A 16,388-nucleotide genomic window follows, 5' to 3' on the forward strand; every position below is an offset into this window, starting at 1 on the left:
GGACATATATTGTACTGGATCTCACAAGCACCTGATGATAGAATAAATACAAAATAATAGCAATAACCGAGCCAAATATGATAAAAAGACTGGATATGAGGTGAACCGATGAGTGGATATGACATCCGTTTTGTAGACAAGATTCTGGACAATGTACATGGATTTATTGAATATACTGCTGTGGAGAAGGAGATTATAGAGCTCCCCGTCTTCAAGCGCCTGCAGAGCATCAAGCAGCTGAGCCTGACCAATTGGATCTTTCCCGGCGCAGAGCATACCCGTTTTATCCATTCCCTGGGGGTTATGTACATTGCCGACCAGATGGCCATACAGCTGAACTATACAGGGGAGGAGCGGCAGCTGGTGCGGCTGGCAGGCCTTCTTCACGATATCGGGCACTATCCCCTCTCTCATGTGGGAGAACAGGCTTACAAATCACTCCCCCGGGATCCGGAAAATATTCTTGTGAATCAGAAGCACAAGGTACAAAACAGTCTGAATGGCCTGGATCATCCCAGCCTGGACTACATGCAGGAATCTCCCAATCCATTTCACCATGAGCACATTACCAGAGAAGTCATCCGCCATGATGAAGATATTATTAGAATTATTGAGAAACACCGCGGGGGATCCTCCCTGATTCAGATTGATAATATTTGTGACATTATTACCGGAAATGTGGAGCGCAATCCCGGCATCTCTGGCCTGGTGCAGCTGATCCACTCGGAGCTGGATGCCGACCGAATCGATTATATTATGAGGGATGCCACCTTTTCCGGAACCAGCTACGGCGGCTTTGAGCTGGGTCTGTTTCTCAGGAGTCTGGCCAGAACCATGTATCAGGATGCGGAGATCATCGGTGTTCACTCGAAAGGGATCTCCATTGCCGATCAGTTTCTTATGAACCGGTATTTTTCCTACACTCAGGTTTTCTTTAACCGCCACGTGGCGATCCTGGAATTCATGGCCCGTTCTCTGACGGAGGTGTTTATTTCCAGGAATACCAGTGAATACCCCTCTCCGGATGTCCTGCTCCAATATGTCAAAAAGCACAGTGGGAAGACAGAATTTCTGTATTTCACAGACCGGGCATTCTGGGACAGCCTGCATCATGTATCTATGGGGTATTCCCCTTATGCGGATATCTTTCAGGAGCTCCTGCTGAAATATCAGGAGCTGGATCTCACAGAGAACAGGGAAATATCCATTACGTTTAACAGCAAAGAAGAATTAATGAAGCGTCTGGAAGAACATCCCATCTATCAAAACCTCCTGGATGATGCCTGTGAGACAGTTCCCATCCTGCATCTGGGAAACTTTACCGGCCAGCTGCCCCGGGAAGTCTTCTGCAGAGAGCTTGAACGTCTCGGGAATACCTCTGGCCTCACGGAGGGGGATATCCGGCGGATGAAGATACGGCGGATGCAGGAAGGCATTACTGTAATTGAAGAGGGGAAAGCGCCTTCACTGCTCTGTGACAGCCCGGCCTCCCTTATGTCCGGCCTTTATTCCACCCGTTTCTGTATCCTCAGAGAATACGGGCTTCCCCGGTAAGGGAAGCCCGTATTCATTAAGCATCTAGATGCATTTTTTTCGAAAGCAGACGATCCCGGCTGCTCCCAGTATACACACCAGCAGCCAGACAGGCGCCTTCATGACGTCCCCGGTATCTGCTGTTTTTGCGTACCCAGTCTTCCCATATCCCCATACCCCTGAGGGGGACCACACGCCTGCTCTGTTTTGCCCTTCTTTTGGATAAGCAGGTTGTTGTGACCCAGGTTCATCAGGAACGATCTCCCTGTTTCATTCGGCGTCTGCCACCGCAATTCCATAGGTAAGGCTGCCGGTATAGGTAACTCCTTTTACTGTCGTAGGTCCGATCTCGGGAATTGCTCTGTATGTCTTTGTCCCGTCTTCTGTGAAGGACACAATCTCCTGTCCTTTGGCCACAGATACGTTTGCAATGGACTCTATTAAGGTGCCGTCCGGTCTCTGAATCTTATACCCCAGGATTCTGTTTATTCCACCGGAGTCCCTGCCGCTCAAAACCAGCTGGTCAAAAGAAAAGTCTGTCCCTGCCACGGTCACGGAAACCTTCTGCCCATCCTGAAGATTATTTACATCTGTCACTGTAATATCCACGTCTGTTCCATCTGCAGCCATAGTAACGCTGGACGGAATACTGACCGTATAGGAAGGCTCATTGGTTACTGTACAAGTGAATTGTGTCTCTGAACTTTCCAGATTTGCCGCGTAAACAGATCCGGATGTCCCTAAGATAAGGCCCATGGTTAACACTGCTGCTAATTTTTTTCTCATAAAAATATTTCCTCCTCATAATATATGGAATTTGCAGACGGAGGCAGGAATAACTCCCTCCGGACTTGCTGTTCTATTAAAACAGATAACTCCCGGGCGGATATCTGTATTAACCGTTCCTTTCACTGTACTGAAAGATTGGTATGTACCACTGCATTATTCATCCTCTCCTGCGTATCCAGGGAAAATGTGTGAACCTGAATCGCTGCCTCATGTTCTCCTGCCTCCAGGCCTCGGGCCAGCGTAAGATTCTTAATGGCTTTTCCTGGTTCGATAAGGTCTGACGTATAAAGTATTTCCCCTGTTTCATCCAGTGCGATGACAAACTGAAAATAGCAGGGATTTTCTTCTGGGTTAGCAAGGGTGAGCTGTACCTCTTTTTCATCTGCCGGAAAAGTAATTGTTCCATATCCGGGTATCTTAATGCCTGAAGTTTCTGCCTCTGCCTGGCCTTCCAGCTGATTTTCCCAATCCTCTGCATCCATATCCAGGACCATGCCGTTTCCGGTCTGAACAGGGGATACCTGGGCAGGCCGGAAAAAAAGCCAGAACACACCCCCTGTAAATAAGAGAACTATCAGTAAAATGACCATTATTTTCTGCCTGGTAATCTGCATTTTCTTTCACTTCCTCTCCTTTACTGAGACAAGTATATGCCGGACGGGTTAAATACCTTGTGGGGATGGAGTAAATAACCTGTAAAAGTTTTAAATAAATCCTCTTGACTTTGCGACACATATGTCTCATAATATAGAGACATTCATGTCGCTTATTGGAGGTTGTACTATGGGAGAGAAGGGAAGAAGAACCAGGCAGGCAATCTGTCAGAGCGCCTGTCAGCTGTTTGCAGAAAAGGGATTCAAAGATGTGACAATGAAAGACATCTGTGAACGCACGCACCTGAGCCGGGGAGGCCTGTACCGGCATTACGGTAGTACACGGGAGATTTTCATAGAAATCGTGGACTCCCTTATGAGACAGCAGGCCGACGATTTCGGCGGTAAGATGGAACAGGGTGTTCCCGCAGGTGACATCCTGGATGAGGTGCTGAAACGCTACGAATCGGAGATGGCAGATGCCGGGAGTTCATTAAGTGTTGCACTGTATGAGTTTTTCAGCAGCCCTGAATACTCCGGGGATGACCATTCCATGTATGAGCAGTACCGTCAGTCTGCAGAGATGTGGGAACGTTTACTGGAATACGGGATAAAAAGAGGCGAATTTTTGCCTGTGGATACGGAGGCAGTGATTGACTTGATACTGTTCTCCTATCAGGGGGTACGCATGTACAGCAAGCTTATGCCGGTAGATCCCCGGATACCAAAAAGAATCCTCAGCCAGATCCGGCTGATACTTACAGGAAAGGAGTGAATCCCCTATGACGTCTGTATTTTATAAGAAGGAGCTGCCCTCTGCAGCCGTAATTAACCCGGAAGACTCTGTCCAGCCAGTAAACGGTTTTCCGGAGGTATGTATCTCTACCTTTTCCAAAGCTATCATTGATAAGTTCGCATCCATGGACGGCGTTCGGATTATTGCCTGGTTATATACTGCCAACGGCAGAAATCCAGTCTATGAGATCACCTACGGAGGCAGAAGATTAGCCTTTTATCTCTCTCTGGTAGGTGCTCCGGCCTGTATCTGCGGGCTGGAAGAGATCATTGCTATGGGCGGAAAACGCTTTGTCTTTTTCGGATGCTGCGGAGTCCTGGACGAAAAAAAGGTGGGGAATCGTCTGATCCTTCCCACCGGAGCTGTCCGGGATGAGGGCACCAGCTACCATTATTATCCCGGAGATATGCAGTTAAAGCCTGATGCAGCGAGCAGCCTCATCCTTCAAAGCTGTATGGACCGCTGGGGCTGTCCCTATACGTCCGGAATGATTTGGACTACAGATGCCATATACCGGGAGACCGCCCCCCGGATCTCAGAGCGCAAAAAAGAGGGCTGCATTGCTGTTGATATGGAGTACTCCGCACTGCTGGCAGTATCCAGATACCGAAAGGTTCCTTTCGCCCAGTTTTTTTACGGTGCGGACAGCCTCGACGGGGGCGTATGGCAGCCCAGGGATCTGACAGATTACGGTCTTTCCGGAGCAGATAATTATATGGCACTTGCACTGGAATGCGGTCTGGCGCTCTCGTCTGCACCCTAAAGCAGACCGGAAAGCCCCTCCGCATCCAGCAGTTTCAGCCCCCGGGGATTTCTCCGGAAATATCCCAGGGCCTCCATCTTCTTTAGTTCCTGATTCAGGGAAGATCTGCTTACGTGCAGCTTGTTGGCCCATACAGTCTGTGACACAGGGAGGGGAATCTGTCCGTCCTCATAAAGATGATCCATCCCCACCAGCCAAAAGGCCACTCTCTGACGAATGGTCTGATAATTCAGACAGTTAAGCTGAAGCTGATTTTTCAGCCCCCTCTGAGAGACGTAGAGAAGGAGTGAGTACATCATCCGGGTATCCTCCTCTATCATCTCAACAAACCTGGAGGCAGGCATCCAGGCTACTGTAGTTCTTTTGGCCGCCACCAGATTATAGGTGTAGGATCTCCTGCCAGAGAAGTATAAAAATTCAGGTAATATATCCTTTTCCTCAAAGTAAGCACTGCACATCTCTTCCCCTCCGGCGGTATCTGTCTCCGCTTTCAGGATTCCGTCTGTTACAATCCCAAAGGCATCGATGGGATCCCCCAGAGAATAGATGATGCTGGCTGCTTTATAGGTTTTGTATTTCAGATACCGGCTGTAGATTTCGTGTTCCCGGCAAAGATCGGCAAAGGGGGGCTGATGCATGTTTCCTTCCTCCTGATGGAAAACTTACCCACGGGCACCTCTCAACGCATCCCCTGCAGACAGGCGCACTGCGTTTGCGGTACATTAAAGGTTAACATCATCATACTCTATATCCGGGGGGAATGCAATCTGTCCTCAAAGTGTACTGCACAGATGCCCCAGGACAAAACCGGCATACCCGGAGAAGATTTTTCCGGCAGAGCAGGCCGAAAACAGCGAAAATGGGGCAGGTTTTGCCTGTCCCATATAAGGGGTACTCCCCAGGGAACGCCGGCTTTGTCTTAGAGCATCTCTATGGCAGAGGCCCCAAGGGGCCCTGCCGCCAGGCAAGAGCCCCGGAAATTCAAAACTGCTGCAGCCCTCTGTCCAAAATATCACAGAGATCGTCGTAGTCTTTCTCCCCCTGGAATCTGAGGACTTCTTTTCCTCTGCAGAATACCGCCACCACAGGAATACCGCCTATATGCAGGGCTTCTGCCAATGCCTTATCGGCATCTACATCCACAAAGCAGACCTTGAACCGCCCCTGGAATTCTTCCTGCAAAGCCTCTTCCAGCACCGGATGAAGTGCCTTGCAGTGGACACAGCGCTCCGCCCCAAAAAGCACAAGGACAGGGATTTCTTCCTCCTTCAGCACTTCCCCTTCCCATTCCTGCATCGTGATCGGCCGGAAGAAGTCGGTGTCTACGGTAAACACCTTCTCCCGTTTTGTCATATCTTCTTCATCGTCTGTAGCTACGCACAGGGCAACATCGTCATAGTAGGGCAGAGTCCCTTCCACGTCAACCACTGTTTTGGCCCCCAGGGCTCCCGCACCCGGGACACGGAAGGCAGTGTTGTCTACAGGGACTATGGGGATCTCCGCAGGCCTTGGCTCCTGGGGCACATAGTCGTAGGGATACCGATATGCCCTGTAAATCATGTTGTTTTTCGGGCCCTTTTCATTGTGGGAATAGTAAGGGGAAATCCATTCCCATACAATCTCATATTCCGGCGTCACCTCGAACACCCTTCCGTCCGATCCCTCCGTGACCAGTGTATTTCCGTTTGGCAGGCGCTGGGCGCTGCTCACATAAGGACTGTAGAATTTGCTGGCATCTGTGGGAATAGCGTGCCCCAGTTCCTTGGGCGTTAATTTCCATACCACCTCCAGCGTGACCGGATTCAGCTCCAGCACACGGCTGTAGTCCCTGAGCGCATTTTTGGTTCCGATCCTGGAGCCGGGATTGGGCGTACCGTATCCGGCCCAGCCTCCGTTGTCAAAGACGAGAAGATTACCCTCCCCTGGCAGTCCTTTGGGAATCATATGAAAATGATGCTGACCGATGATCCACCCCAGCTTCAAGAGTTCAGGGGCGGCCGTGAAGTCCGGTCCTATCTTCCAGACAATGTTTCCTGTTTCCTTATCAAGGATTGCCAGAATATTAGCCTCTCTGCAGTCAAAAATAATATTCTCCGGCTTGAATCTCTGATCCCCCGAATCATACCAGCGGTTTGGCCCCAGATAGCTCATACAGTTAATGTGGAGATAATCACCCACGCCTCCGTCGGAGGTTCTGAGATTGGGGTCCCGAAACAGCACATTTCTGGCTGCCTCGTCAAACCCCAGCTCCTCAAAATGTTCGCTGACAGACCATTTCCAGAGTATATTCCCCTCCCAGTCCACTTCTATCATTGCATCGTCCAGAAGTTTTTTGTCGGAGATCCCCGGATTCCTGATGGTCTGATGTACCAGAATCAGGGTATTTCCATCCAAAGGCTTTGCGTCCATTCCCGGCACATAATAGCCTACCGGGTTCCCTTCCCTCTGGTAGTCATGGTGCTGCCTTGCCATCCAGCGGTGATCCCGTCCCGGGTCATCAATCTCCTCAAAATGATCAAAACTCCAAACAATATTACCGTCGTAATCTATCTCAATAAGATTTACCCCATCCTGCATGCCGTAATCGGGGTGGCGGTATCCGGAAAGTCCCATTACGTATCCCCCCGGAAGGAGTTTAGGCGGCATGGCATGCATCTTCCATCTCCTGATCTCATTTCCGTTCATGTCAAACAGCAAGACTCCGTCGTTAATTAGCGGAACTATCGTATATCCATTCCAGCACTTTTCCGGCTGGTATACAGTTACCCCGTGGGGAAAAACAAGCGGCTGTCCCATAATTCATATCCTCCATTCTTCCTGCCTGCTTCTCAGGCTATATTCACCTTTTATTTAGACAGCTGAAAGCTCTCTGTCTTTATCAGCTGTCCATTCTCATAATATGCTGCCGCCACAGTCTCTTTCAGGCCAAGCTCCTGATAAAGCAGACTCTGCCGTGTAATATCCTGGCGGTAAACCTTCTGGCTTTCCCCCAGCATTCTCTCCAGCTTTGTCACCTTTTCAATCTCCTCGCTGTGGTAGGGATTATAGAATACAAAGACTGTCTTTCCTGAATCCGGACTTAATATCCCCCGAATCTGCTCTAATTCACTGGTATATCGGCCGGAAGCCTCTGCTGCCACAGCCCCGTCCGCGGCAGATGTCACAATCTGCCTCAAAAATTTGCGGGTACAATCCCCAACTGCATAGAGCCCCGGTATACAGGTCTCCATCTTATCTGTCACAGGAATGTACCCGGAGGAATCGCAGTGTACCAGCTCCTTTACAAAGTCTGTCTGGGGCACCATGCCCACAAAGGAAAAGAGTCCTTCTGTCTTTACCTCCCTCATTTCTCCTGTCACAACGTTCTTCAGCATCAGGGATTCCACCCAGTCCCTGCCCCGGATTTCAGCCAGCGTTGCATTCCATACAAAATCAATTTTGGGGTTCTCATAAGCCTTTTGGGCTGCTAACTCATTGCAGTCCAGATGTCCTTTCTCGTGGAGAACAATCACCGTAACCTTTTTAACCAGACGTGTGAGATAATCCGCCTCCTCAATGGCCTGATCCCCGGCTCCCAGCACATAAATTTCTTTATCCTTAAAAAATTCCCCGTCACAGGTGGCACAGTAGGCAACCCCATGGCCGGCAAACTCTTCCTCCCCGGGAATCCCCAGAACCCGGGGCCTGGTTCCCAGATCCAGAATAACGCATGCTGCCTGAAAATCCCCTCTTCTTCTGGTATGGACGGTGAAGATATCCCCCTCTTTTTCCACCCCTGTAACTGTGGTCCGCTTCATAGAAACCGTGGGAAAGCTTTCCGCATGCTCACGGAATCTCTGCATCAGCCCTTCCCCGCTCTCGCGGACTGTTCCGGGATAATTTCTAATCTCTGCCGTTGTGTTTACCCTGCCTCCGTAGCTGCCCTTCTCAATCAGCAGTGTCTTTCTGCCGGCCCGGCCGGCATATATGGCAGCGGTCAGACCTCCCGGGCCCCCGCCTATAATGATTACATCATACTGTTCATTCATACTTACCGCCTCACTCTTCTTGATTTCTATTCTCATTGTAATCCCTTCAGAAAAAATCACCTGTTGGCGCTCCAACAGCAGCCTAATATTTTATAAGTTTTCTGCGCTGACCTCTCAGCTGTAGATCTGTTAGGATAAGAATCATGTACAGAAAGGAGGCTTTGCTTTGGCAAATACAAATCTGCAGCTTATAAAGTATATGAAAGAAATGCAGGAGAAACACAAAAGGCATAACCTGCCATCCCTGAGGAGGGCAGGTTATGCCTTATCCAAACAGCTCCACCGCTTCCTTCATCTTCCCGATGATATTTAACGGAACAGGGCGCGCAGTGGCCGCCAAATGCACTCCTGGGAGCATTGGCTAAAATCGTACTGTAGTCTCTTTCTTTTTCCCATCCAAAATTGTAAGCTTCTCTTTCTTCCTGAATTGAATCATTTTGCGAATCAACGCTTCCGGCAGTTTCGTATCATAAGGAAACTGCACTGTGTTCTTCTTGTTTGTCTTATAGACAGCCAGATCCTCCCTGAATTCTTCCAGTGTACCCGGGCTTGTATAGAATCCCAGGTGCTTCTTATTCGCTGCAATCTGCAGCAGATACCCGTTCAGATAATAAGCCGGGGCGCCCCAGGCTATCTTCTCAGTACATTCCGGTATCGTGTCCAGGATTATGCGCCGCATCTCCAGAAGATACGCCTGCACCGGCGGTTCAAAGCCTTCTATATATTCCTTTATATCTGCCTGCATGGTTCCTCCTTTGTCTCTATGCGTATCTGCTTCTGTCTCTAGAATACAAGAATACCATGGAAAAATCTACTGCTTTTCATCCAGAAACGCAGCTTTGAATTTACAAAATAAAAAAGCCAAGGCATCTATAAACTTTCATTTATGCCCCAGCTTTCTTTAATTCCTATACCGCGCTGTCCCCGGTGTGCATGCATACCTCGACCTTGTGGTTTGTACCCACAGCCAGCGCTCCCAGTAAAGATTTTCCGTCTACTACTATATGACCATACTTTAAATCAACATCAAAATCATATTTCTGAACAGATTCCACAAACTGAACAATCTCTTCTGGAGAATGAAAAATAATCGTTTCTGTCTTCAAATTTTCACCTCTTCAATTATTGCTTTCTTATTATTCTATCCAGATTTTCCTGAGTTGAAACTCAAAATTTTAAAAGTATGGCGGATAACCCTATCATTTCCTGCCTGCTTAGTCTTTAATCCAGACACATAAGAAAAACCGCCCCGGAGTTTCATACTCCGTAGCGGTTCCTCACTTTTGATAGGTATTGAATCAAGTTTGATTGCTGCTGTTATCTTGTCTTTGTCCAGGCGCCGGAACTGTTCACATAGTAGTTTCCTATCCATGTACTGGTGGCCATGGCCCCGCTGCTTCTCAGGTAATACCAGGTATTTCCCACTTTTACCCAGCCTGTAGCCATCGCTCCGCTGCTCTTCAGATAATACCAGGCGCTTCCTACTTTTGCCCAGCCGGTCACCATCGCTCCGTTGTTCTTCAGATAGTACCAGGTGTTTCCATCCAGTACCCAGCCCGACGCCATGGCTCCACTGCTCTTCAGATAGTACCAGGTATTTCCATCCTGCAGCCAGCCCGTTGCCATGACTCCGTTACTTTTCAGATAATACCAGGTACTTCCCACTTTTGTCCAGCCTGTGGCCATGGCTCCGCTGTTTTTCAGGTAATACCAGGCAGTTCCATCCTGCAGCCAGCCCGTTGCCATGGCTCCGCTGTTTTTCAGGTAGTACCAGGTACTTCCCAGCTGCAGCCAGCCCGTCTGCATCACACCGTTTTCGTCACAGTAGTACCAGGTCTTGCCATCCAGCACCCAGCCCTCGGCACGGTAACCGTATTTATCAAAGTAATACCAGTCTCCGTCTATCAGCTTCCAGGTGTTCTTTGGCCAGGTACCGTCTCCGTTGTTATACCACCAGCCGTTGCGGTCTTGCTCCCAGTGGGGGGATTTCGCTGCTTCCTCCACCGTAACTGTGAACTCTGCGGCGGCTTCCCCATAGGTTACGGTAATGGTCTTTTCTCCCGGAGTGGATGAATCCAATTCACTCACGGTGTAATTCGTTACCTCTTCCTGGCTTCCGTCTGCATAATAAGCGGTTACAATCATTCCTTCTGTGTCCAGTGTTTCCCCTGCCTGATAGGTAAGTTTATCCGGAGCCTTCACTTCAATCTTTGTCACTTCCGGTTTTGGAGCTTCTGCTACCACTGCCATGAATTCTGCAGCCATCTCTCCGTAGGTAACCGTCACATAGTGGATGCCCGGTACGGTTGTATCTAATTCTGTGATCTGGTAATCCTCTGGAGTGAGCTCCGTATAGCTGCCGTCTGAGTAGTGGGCATATACGGCCAATCCAGTGAGATCCAGGGCTTCCCCAACCACATATTCTGTCTTTACCGGAGGGGTCAGCACTACCTTAGATAACACTGGTTCCGGTGTTTCTTCTTTTACATTTACCGTGAATTCTGCCTTCATCTCCTGATAGGTTACGGTGATTGTCTGTTCCCCTGCCTCTGCGGAATCAAAGCCTTCCACCGTATACTCTTCAGAAGAAACCTCTTCTTTTACCTTGTTGCTGTAGACAGCGTTTACTACCATACCGGCGGGATCAAAGTCTTCTCCTACCAGGTAATCTGTTTTGTCAGGTACAATCACTTCAATTCCTGTGAGCACTCTCTCCTTTACCAGGATCGTGAATTCTGCCGTCTTTTCTTGATAGGTTACGGTAACCTTCTGTTCCCCTGCCTTGCAGGTGTCCACTTCAGAAACGGTGTAATCTTTCACTTCGGCTTCTGTATTGTCGGAATACTGGGCCATAACTTTCAGGCCAGTGCTGTCGAAGGGTTCCCCGATCTCGTATTCTGTTTTCTCCGGAGGTGTCACAGTAATTCCTGTAAGAGTCTTATCCGGTTCTTCCTTTTCCTTTACGGTTACAGTAAATTCTGCAGTCTTTGTCGCCTCACCCTCTGTGTAGCTGACGGTTATAGTCTTCTGACCCGGAGTTTCGGAGTCAAAGCCTTCCAGGGTGTAGCTGCCTGCTTCCAGTTCCTGCTGGCTGCCGTCACTGTACTTTGCAGTAACTGCCAGTCCCTCCAGCTCCAGTTCTTCCCCGATTTCGTATTCGGCCTTTGCAGGAGGAGTTACTTCAATCGAGTCCAATACTACTTCTTCCGGTGCTTCTTCTAATTTGTAAATCTTAATGTAATTAACAGTAACGCAGGCGTCCGGGCAACTCAGATGAATATCCAGATTTCCGTCTGTTACCTGTATCTGTTTTTCAATTACATTTGTCTTATTCATGGGTATCCCAACCGTGGGAGTGTCTGTAGCCAACCCCCCGTTTAGGGTAATTGCTGTCCTCCACGCATTGCTCCACGGATTGCCGATCCCCACCTGTACCAGATAGGTGCCGTTTTCCAGCTCATAGCCATAGTCGATCCCTGGCCGCTGACCTGCATCCGGGAATGCCACGTCCTGACCCCTTGCATAGCGGAAAGTGGATTCCTTGGGCTGATTATCGCCGGTACTGCGCTCATCGGCCCACGTGTATTTAGTGAATATTGCCTTGGACCCTGCAGGTGTGCCTGTGGTGTCTAGGTCTGAATCCTTTACCTTCAGTCCCCACATCCTGCCGGTGCCGGGATCTGCCTGATACAGCTGCTCGGTTACACTGTTACCGTATCCGAATTCCTCACCCTCGCTCAATGTGGAGGGATCGTGATCTCCGCAGTCTGTGAAATATGCCAGTTCCATCTTGGGCGGCTCTGTCCATTTCTCTATGGTGATATAGTTCATATTAATGGTGGCATCCTTAGACAGAGCATACACATCCAGGAATTCCTCCCCCTGTGGGACTGTCACCTGTCCGCTTACCTCAACAGCGGCGCCGCTGCTGATATTCAGAGGGGTTTCATTTAATTTGGTCTCCCCTGCATATACATCGGGATTTCCGGAGTTGTTCCACTGATTCCCCATGCCTGCGGTTACCCTATAGTCTCCCGGCTCCAGCTGGAAGCGGTATTTGACATAGCGGGGATTGATTCCGTTTTCCACCTGATTATGCGCATAGCGGAAGGATGTTTCTTTGTCCTGCAGGTCTGCTTTATTATTTTCATTAGCCCACTGGTAAGTAGTGTAAGCGCCTTTGCTTCCGGAGGGCGCTGCAATAGCCTGATCCTGTTCTGAGGTTACCACACCCCACTGATATCCCGTACGGATGTCCTCTCCAAAAATCTGATCCGTAACTTGATTGCGTTTTCCAAATTTTTCTCCGGGGCTGAGTGTATCCGGATTGTGATCTCCGCAGTCTACAAAGTATTCCAGTTCCTGTGAAATCAGGCTTTCATCCCTCTGATATACTCTTTCCAGTGAGAAGTTATCCAAGTATAAGGTTCCTTTAGTAAGCCCCGCAGCATCTGCTTTAATTAAGACATCGCCCTTATCCTGCAAATTGATAACCATTGTCTGTTCTTCATATTCTTCCGAAAGATTCATTGCCTGGGTGGTCTCTCCTGCACATAACAGAGCTTCTCCCTCTGTATTCTCTCCCTTTGCATAAACATGAAGGATATATTTTCCTGCCTCCAGCCCCTGAAGGGTCTGGGAAATACTGCCCCCCTCAACGCGGGCATAGTAGCCTTCGTAGCTGTTTGCAATTTCTTTTGCCACGGATACCGCATCCTCGCTGCTCGCTTCCCAGCCATAGGTATTCCCTGTACCAAAGCCTGCATTAGTGATGTACACATCCCGGTGTTCGCCGCTGGCTTCTTCAAAGTATACTTTTACCTGTACATCTGCCTGTACATCCGGGATCTCCAGGGTATAGGCACCGTCTCCCTGTTCCTGTACCTGATCTTTTTTAGATACGCCATCCACCAGCACATCTGCCAGTCCCTTTTCCGGAGCCATCGTTACCAGGAAGCTGCCTCCCTGCTCCACTGCATTTTTGTCAACGGTAGCATAACCAGCCGCAGTAGTGGTTACCTGAATGCTGTAAGTATCAGGTACTGCAATCGGTGTATCCAGAGTCAATGGCGTCAGAATAAACCGGTCAAAGTTAGGCGCATAGTTGTCTAATACATTTTCTCCCGGTGTGGACTGACTTCCTCCCCATTTTACGGTCCAGCTGTCATCGTTGAAAATCTTAATTACATTATCTCCTGCGTCAAGACGAACCTGAATGGATTTCTCTTTAAAGGTATCGTCTGAGAAGGTATTGATAAAGAAGTATCTCTGGGGATCCTGTCCATTTACCTGGAAGGATGCATATTTGTCAATGATCTTGGTATTGTAAGAGTGTGTACCGCAGATATCATTGTTGGACTGGAACACCTGGAGTTCATAGACACCTGCCTGGGGCGCATTGTAGCGGATTTCCAGATATTTGTTGATATCCGCCGCCGCATTGGCATCGCCTTCCATACCGGCCACATATTTGCCGCCGGAAGCCATGCTGCTGTCTCTCACTTCAATGGAAGAGCCACCCGGAATGCAGTCCTCTGCTTCAATTGCCGTTGGGTATTCTCCCTGGTCTACTGCCTGTACCTTCATATAGTCCAGTGCCATATCCGCATCTGCATCTGCGTCAATGACATTGATGCCCTTCTGCAGATAAACGGAAGCCGTTGCTTCTCTCCACTGTCCCTGGGCAGCTTCCGCCGAAACGGTCTTACTCAGTCTGTCCAGCGTAGTCGCCGTATTGCCTGTATATATATGGATATTGCCGGCTGCCGCTGACTGATAGCGGAAGGTCATGTTGTACAGTCCGCTTTCCTCTACGACTACGTTCCACCGGATACCTCCGCCTTCTCCTACTGTTCTCTTATCCAGTCCGGTTACATATCCATTGCTGGAGTACCCGGAAATGCTGTTCTCAGTTTTCACTGTTGTGTCCGTATTTCCCAGGAGAATATTGAAATCTGACTGTTCGGCCTCATAGAGATCCCTTGACTTTTCCAGAGCCACATCCTTGGCTCCCGCCCAGGTTACAGTCAGTGCATCATGCCAAACCGTGCCATCTCCCATTGTCTGAATCTGGATGGTGTGGGTGCCTGCTGACAGATCCCCGTATAAAGTATGAATACCTGTCATATTTTCCAGAAGTGTATTCTTCATCATTTCCTCTGACGGTTCCTGTCCATCAATGGAAAATCTCTGCATAATGTTCTGGGGGTTGTGGGTACTCATATTATTTCTGGTAGATCCCGTTCCGTTTCCGTAGATAAAATCCAGTTTATATTTTCCGTCTACAGGGACCTCTATGGTGTAAGTCATAACTGCATCCTGAGGCATGGAAACAATGGAACCGTCAGAGAGATAGTAGTTGGGGTTGAACGTCTCCCCTTTGGTGATGCACCCGGTTCCCAGTTCGGCCTGTTCGGCCTCGTACACCTTCTGATAACGGTTTACCATTGCATCTGTCAGTTCTTCTCCTTCAGACACCTTTGTTATCGTAACATTATAGGCCGTGGAAAACTTCATGTTATTCAGAGATAAGGCCACACTGCCGTCCTCATTCACAGGAAGAGCCCCTTCCATGATAACCGGTGTCTGGTTCTGTGCCCCGTGATATCCGGAAAAAGCGGTAGCCTGTACTTTAACATGTACCATGCCCTGTCCCTTGAATGCCTCTGTGTTTCCCACGTTCAGCAGATTTACGTTGGCAGATCCATCGATTCCTCCCAGAAGCGTGGTAGCGCTCTGTTTTGTGTTGTCAATGGAAGCTACACCATATAACTGTTCGTAGCTGGTATTGGTAGATACCTTTACTGTCTCTCCGGACATATCCCCGTACCATTTATACAGCCACCATGCTCCGTTCCCCTCATTGGCATCCGCTGTCAGGTCGTTCAGGTTATTGGCCTGATGCCAGAAAGGAAGGCACCCGTATACTTTTTCATCCTCCAGTCGGGCAATCCAGTTCACCAGACGCCCGGGAACACCGCAGTCAGAGAAGTCGGCATACTCGTTGATGCAGATCTGCGGAATCTCCGGATCCTGATCCGTATGGTTCGCTTCCTTCCATTTTGTCCAGTTTGTAGAATTCCAGATAGATTTAAAGTCCTGCATCTCCCATTTCAGTCCATTCAGCTTATCCACCTGGAGATCATGCCAGGTTATGATATCGGGCATACAGTTATTATCCGCACAATACTGAATATGTCCCCGCATATTGGTTCCGCTGAACTGGGTATTATAGGCTGCGCTGTTGGGGCCGGCAATGGTTGCACCCGGATCCCCTGCCTTGATTGCCTCATAGTAGGCTTTCCAGGCTGTATTCGTATCAGTGCCCTGGATAGGAGTACCTTCGTTAATGGGGATATAGACAATTGCTTTGTCAATATCCACATCCTTCAGATTGTCATCCTTATGGTCCTCTTTCCAGGCTTCCTTCCACTCTACCACCGCAGGGGCAATGATGGTCTCCAGGACATTTGCATATTCTTTGTAATTGGCAGTTACACCAAACACTCCGTAATAATTGCTGTTGTACATCATGACTTGCTCTCCCCCGGATTCCAGGAAGGTCTTGGCCACGTCAAGGGCATCTCCGTAGGGGTGTTCTGTTCCCAGCGCACCCTTTGTACACAATACCTTCGGCTTCAGGGGCACCAGTGTATTCGTGGTAGGCACATCCTCGCTGCTGACCCCGTACAGGAATCCGGCAGCACCGTGAAGAATATCCCCGGTTGTGTCCCCAAAATCCACGGTCAGGGCAGGCATCTCGGCTGCCTGCGCCTCAACGCTTCCCAGCCCCGTGGAAAAAGCACCTCCGGCAGCCATTGCTGTGCTCAACAGTCCGGCAACAGCCTTTTTCCAGAAACTTTTGGTTTTCCTCATCTTCTTTTCTC

General features: G+C 49.2%; 13 protein-coding genes. 4 read left to right on the forward strand and 9 right to left on the reverse strand.

Annotation, left to right across the window (positions count from 1 at the left end; all coding sequences use genetic code 11):
* Window positions 1-108 precede the first annotated feature (108 nt).
* A complete protein-coding gene (locus GKG41_RS02115; RefSeq protein ID WP_154256773.1) occupies window positions 109-1,554 on the forward strand; it encodes an HD domain-containing protein in 1,446 nt (481 codons plus the stop codon).
* 98 nt (window positions 1,555-1,652) lie between these two features.
* Here GKG41_RS02115 and GKG41_RS23690 read toward each other — a convergent pair whose 3' ends face one another.
* The 3 genes from GKG41_RS23690 to GKG41_RS02125 all read right to left on the reverse strand — a co-directional run bounded on the left by GKG41_RS23690 (window position 1,653) and on the right by GKG41_RS02125 (window position 2,936).
* Window positions 1,653-1,784, reverse strand: a complete 132-nt coding sequence (locus GKG41_RS23690; protein ID WP_279235161.1) for a hypothetical protein — start codon at window positions 1,782-1,784, stop codon at window positions 1,653-1,655.
* A gap of 19 nt (window positions 1,785-1,803) precedes the next feature.
* Window positions 1,804-2,319, reverse strand: coding sequence for a hypothetical protein (locus GKG41_RS02120; protein WP_154256775.1), 516 nt, complete (start codon window positions 2,317-2,319; stop codon window positions 1,804-1,806).
* Between the two features lie 122 nt (window positions 2,320-2,441).
* Complete coding sequence (locus GKG41_RS02125) at window positions 2,442-2,936, reverse strand: hypothetical protein (protein WP_154256777.1); 495 nt, start codon at window positions 2,934-2,936, stop codon at window positions 2,442-2,444.
* 169 nt (window positions 2,937-3,105) lie between these two features.
* Here GKG41_RS02125 and GKG41_RS02130 point away from each other — a divergent pair, with 169 nt between their 5' ends.
* On the forward strand, window positions 3,106-3,690 hold the full coding sequence (locus tag GKG41_RS02130; RefSeq protein ID WP_154256779.1) for a TetR/AcrR family transcriptional regulator: 585 nt from the start codon (window positions 3,106-3,108) through the stop codon (window positions 3,688-3,690).
* Window positions 3,691-3,697: 7 nt separating this feature from the next.
* Entirely contained in the window at window positions 3,698-4,474 is a 777-nt protein-coding gene (locus GKG41_RS02135; RefSeq protein WP_154256781.1) for a nucleoside phosphorylase, read from the forward strand.
* Here the strand turns inward: GKG41_RS02135 and GKG41_RS02140 are convergent.
* From GKG41_RS02140 to GKG41_RS02150, 3 genes are all read right to left on the reverse strand, one after another.
* A complete protein-coding gene (locus GKG41_RS02140) occupies window positions 4,471-5,112 on the reverse strand; it encodes a Crp/Fnr family transcriptional regulator (RefSeq protein ID WP_154256783.1) in 642 nt (213 codons plus the stop codon). The two genes, GKG41_RS02135 and GKG41_RS02140, sit on opposite strands and share 4 nt — an antisense overlap.
* A 343-nt stretch (window positions 5,113-5,455) precedes the next feature.
* Window positions 5,456-7,270 carry an aryl-sulfate sulfotransferase gene (locus GKG41_RS02145; RefSeq protein ID WP_154256786.1) on the reverse strand — a complete coding sequence of 605 codons (1,815 nt, stop codon included), beginning with the start codon at window positions 7,268-7,270 and terminating at the stop codon, window positions 5,456-5,458.
* A 50-nt stretch (window positions 7,271-7,320) separates the two neighbouring features.
* The gene (locus GKG41_RS02150) at window positions 7,321-8,538 is read right to left on the reverse strand and encodes an FAD-dependent oxidoreductase (RefSeq protein WP_347563264.1); all 1,218 of its coding nucleotides are present in this window, start codon (window positions 8,536-8,538) and stop codon (window positions 7,321-7,323) included.
* A 130-nt stretch (window positions 8,539-8,668) separates the two neighbouring features.
* Here GKG41_RS02150 and GKG41_RS02155 point away from each other — a divergent pair, with 130 nt between their 5' ends.
* Window positions 8,669-8,815 (forward strand): hypothetical protein, encoded by a 147-nt coding sequence (locus GKG41_RS02155; RefSeq protein WP_154256788.1) that lies wholly within the window; start codon window positions 8,669-8,671, stop codon window positions 8,813-8,815.
* A 48-nt stretch (window positions 8,816-8,863) separates the two neighbouring features.
* Here GKG41_RS02155 and GKG41_RS02160 read toward each other — a convergent pair whose 3' ends face one another.
* The 3 genes from GKG41_RS02160 to GKG41_RS02170 form a co-directional block, all read right to left on the reverse strand.
* Entirely contained in the window at window positions 8,864-9,247 is a 384-nt protein-coding gene (locus tag GKG41_RS02160; protein ID WP_154256790.1) for a DUF1801 domain-containing protein, read from the reverse strand.
* Between the two features lie 163 nt (window positions 9,248-9,410).
* Window positions 9,411-9,608 (reverse strand): HPr family phosphocarrier protein, encoded by a 198-nt coding sequence (locus GKG41_RS02165; RefSeq protein WP_072850517.1) that lies wholly within the window; start codon window positions 9,606-9,608, stop codon window positions 9,411-9,413.
* A 211-nt stretch (window positions 9,609-9,819) separates the two neighbouring features.
* Window positions 9,820-16,377, reverse strand: a complete 6,558-nt coding sequence (locus GKG41_RS02170) for a bacterial Ig-like domain-containing protein (protein ID WP_173015505.1) — start codon at window positions 16,375-16,377, stop codon at window positions 9,820-9,822.
* Between the last annotated feature and the right edge of the window lie 11 nt (window positions 16,378-16,388).

It is taken from the genome of Lactonifactor sp. BIOML-A5 (genome assembly GCF_009677585.1).
Lineage (GTDB): Bacteria > Bacillota > Clostridia > Lachnospirales > Lachnospiraceae > Lactonifactor.

Excerpts from the sequence above, each read along its gene's own strand:
- GKG41_RS02115 (WP_154256773.1), top strand. The coding sequence starts at position 109 with ATGAGTGGATATGACATCCGTTTTGTAGACAAGATTCTGGACAATGTA.
- GKG41_RS23690 (WP_279235161.1), bottom strand. The coding sequence starts at position 1,784 with ATGAACCTGGGTCACAACAACCTGCTTATCCAAAAGAAGGGCAAAACA.
- GKG41_RS02120 (WP_154256775.1), bottom strand. The coding sequence starts at position 2,319 with ATGAGAAAAAAATTAGCAGCAGTGTTAACCATGGGCCTTATCTTAGGG.
- GKG41_RS02125 (WP_154256777.1), bottom strand. The coding sequence starts at position 2,936 with ATGCAGATTACCAGGCAGAAAATAATGGTCATTTTACTGATAGTTCTC.
- GKG41_RS02130 (WP_154256779.1), top strand. The coding sequence starts at position 3,106 with ATGGGAGAGAAGGGAAGAAGAACCAGGCAGGCAATCTGTCAGAGCGCC.
- GKG41_RS02135 (WP_154256781.1), top strand. The coding sequence starts at position 3,698 with ATGACGTCTGTATTTTATAAGAAGGAGCTGCCCTCTGCAGCCGTAATT.
- GKG41_RS02140 (WP_154256783.1), bottom strand. The coding sequence starts at position 5,112 with ATGCATCAGCCCCCCTTTGCCGATCTTTGCCGGGAACACGAAATCTAC.
- GKG41_RS02145 (WP_154256786.1), bottom strand. The coding sequence starts at position 7,270 with ATGGGACAGCCGCTTGTTTTTCCCCACGGGGTAACTGTATACCAGCCG.
- GKG41_RS02150 (WP_347563264.1), bottom strand. The coding sequence starts at position 8,538 with ATGAGAATAGAAATCAAGAAGAGTGAGGCGGTAAGTATGAATGAACAG.
- GKG41_RS02160 (WP_154256790.1), bottom strand. The coding sequence starts at position 9,247 with ATGCAGGCAGATATAAAGGAATATATAGAAGGCTTTGAACCGCCGGTG.
- GKG41_RS02170 (WP_173015505.1), bottom strand. The coding sequence starts at position 16,377 with ATGAGGAAAACCAAAAGTTTCTGGAAAAAGGCTGTTGCCGGACTGTTG.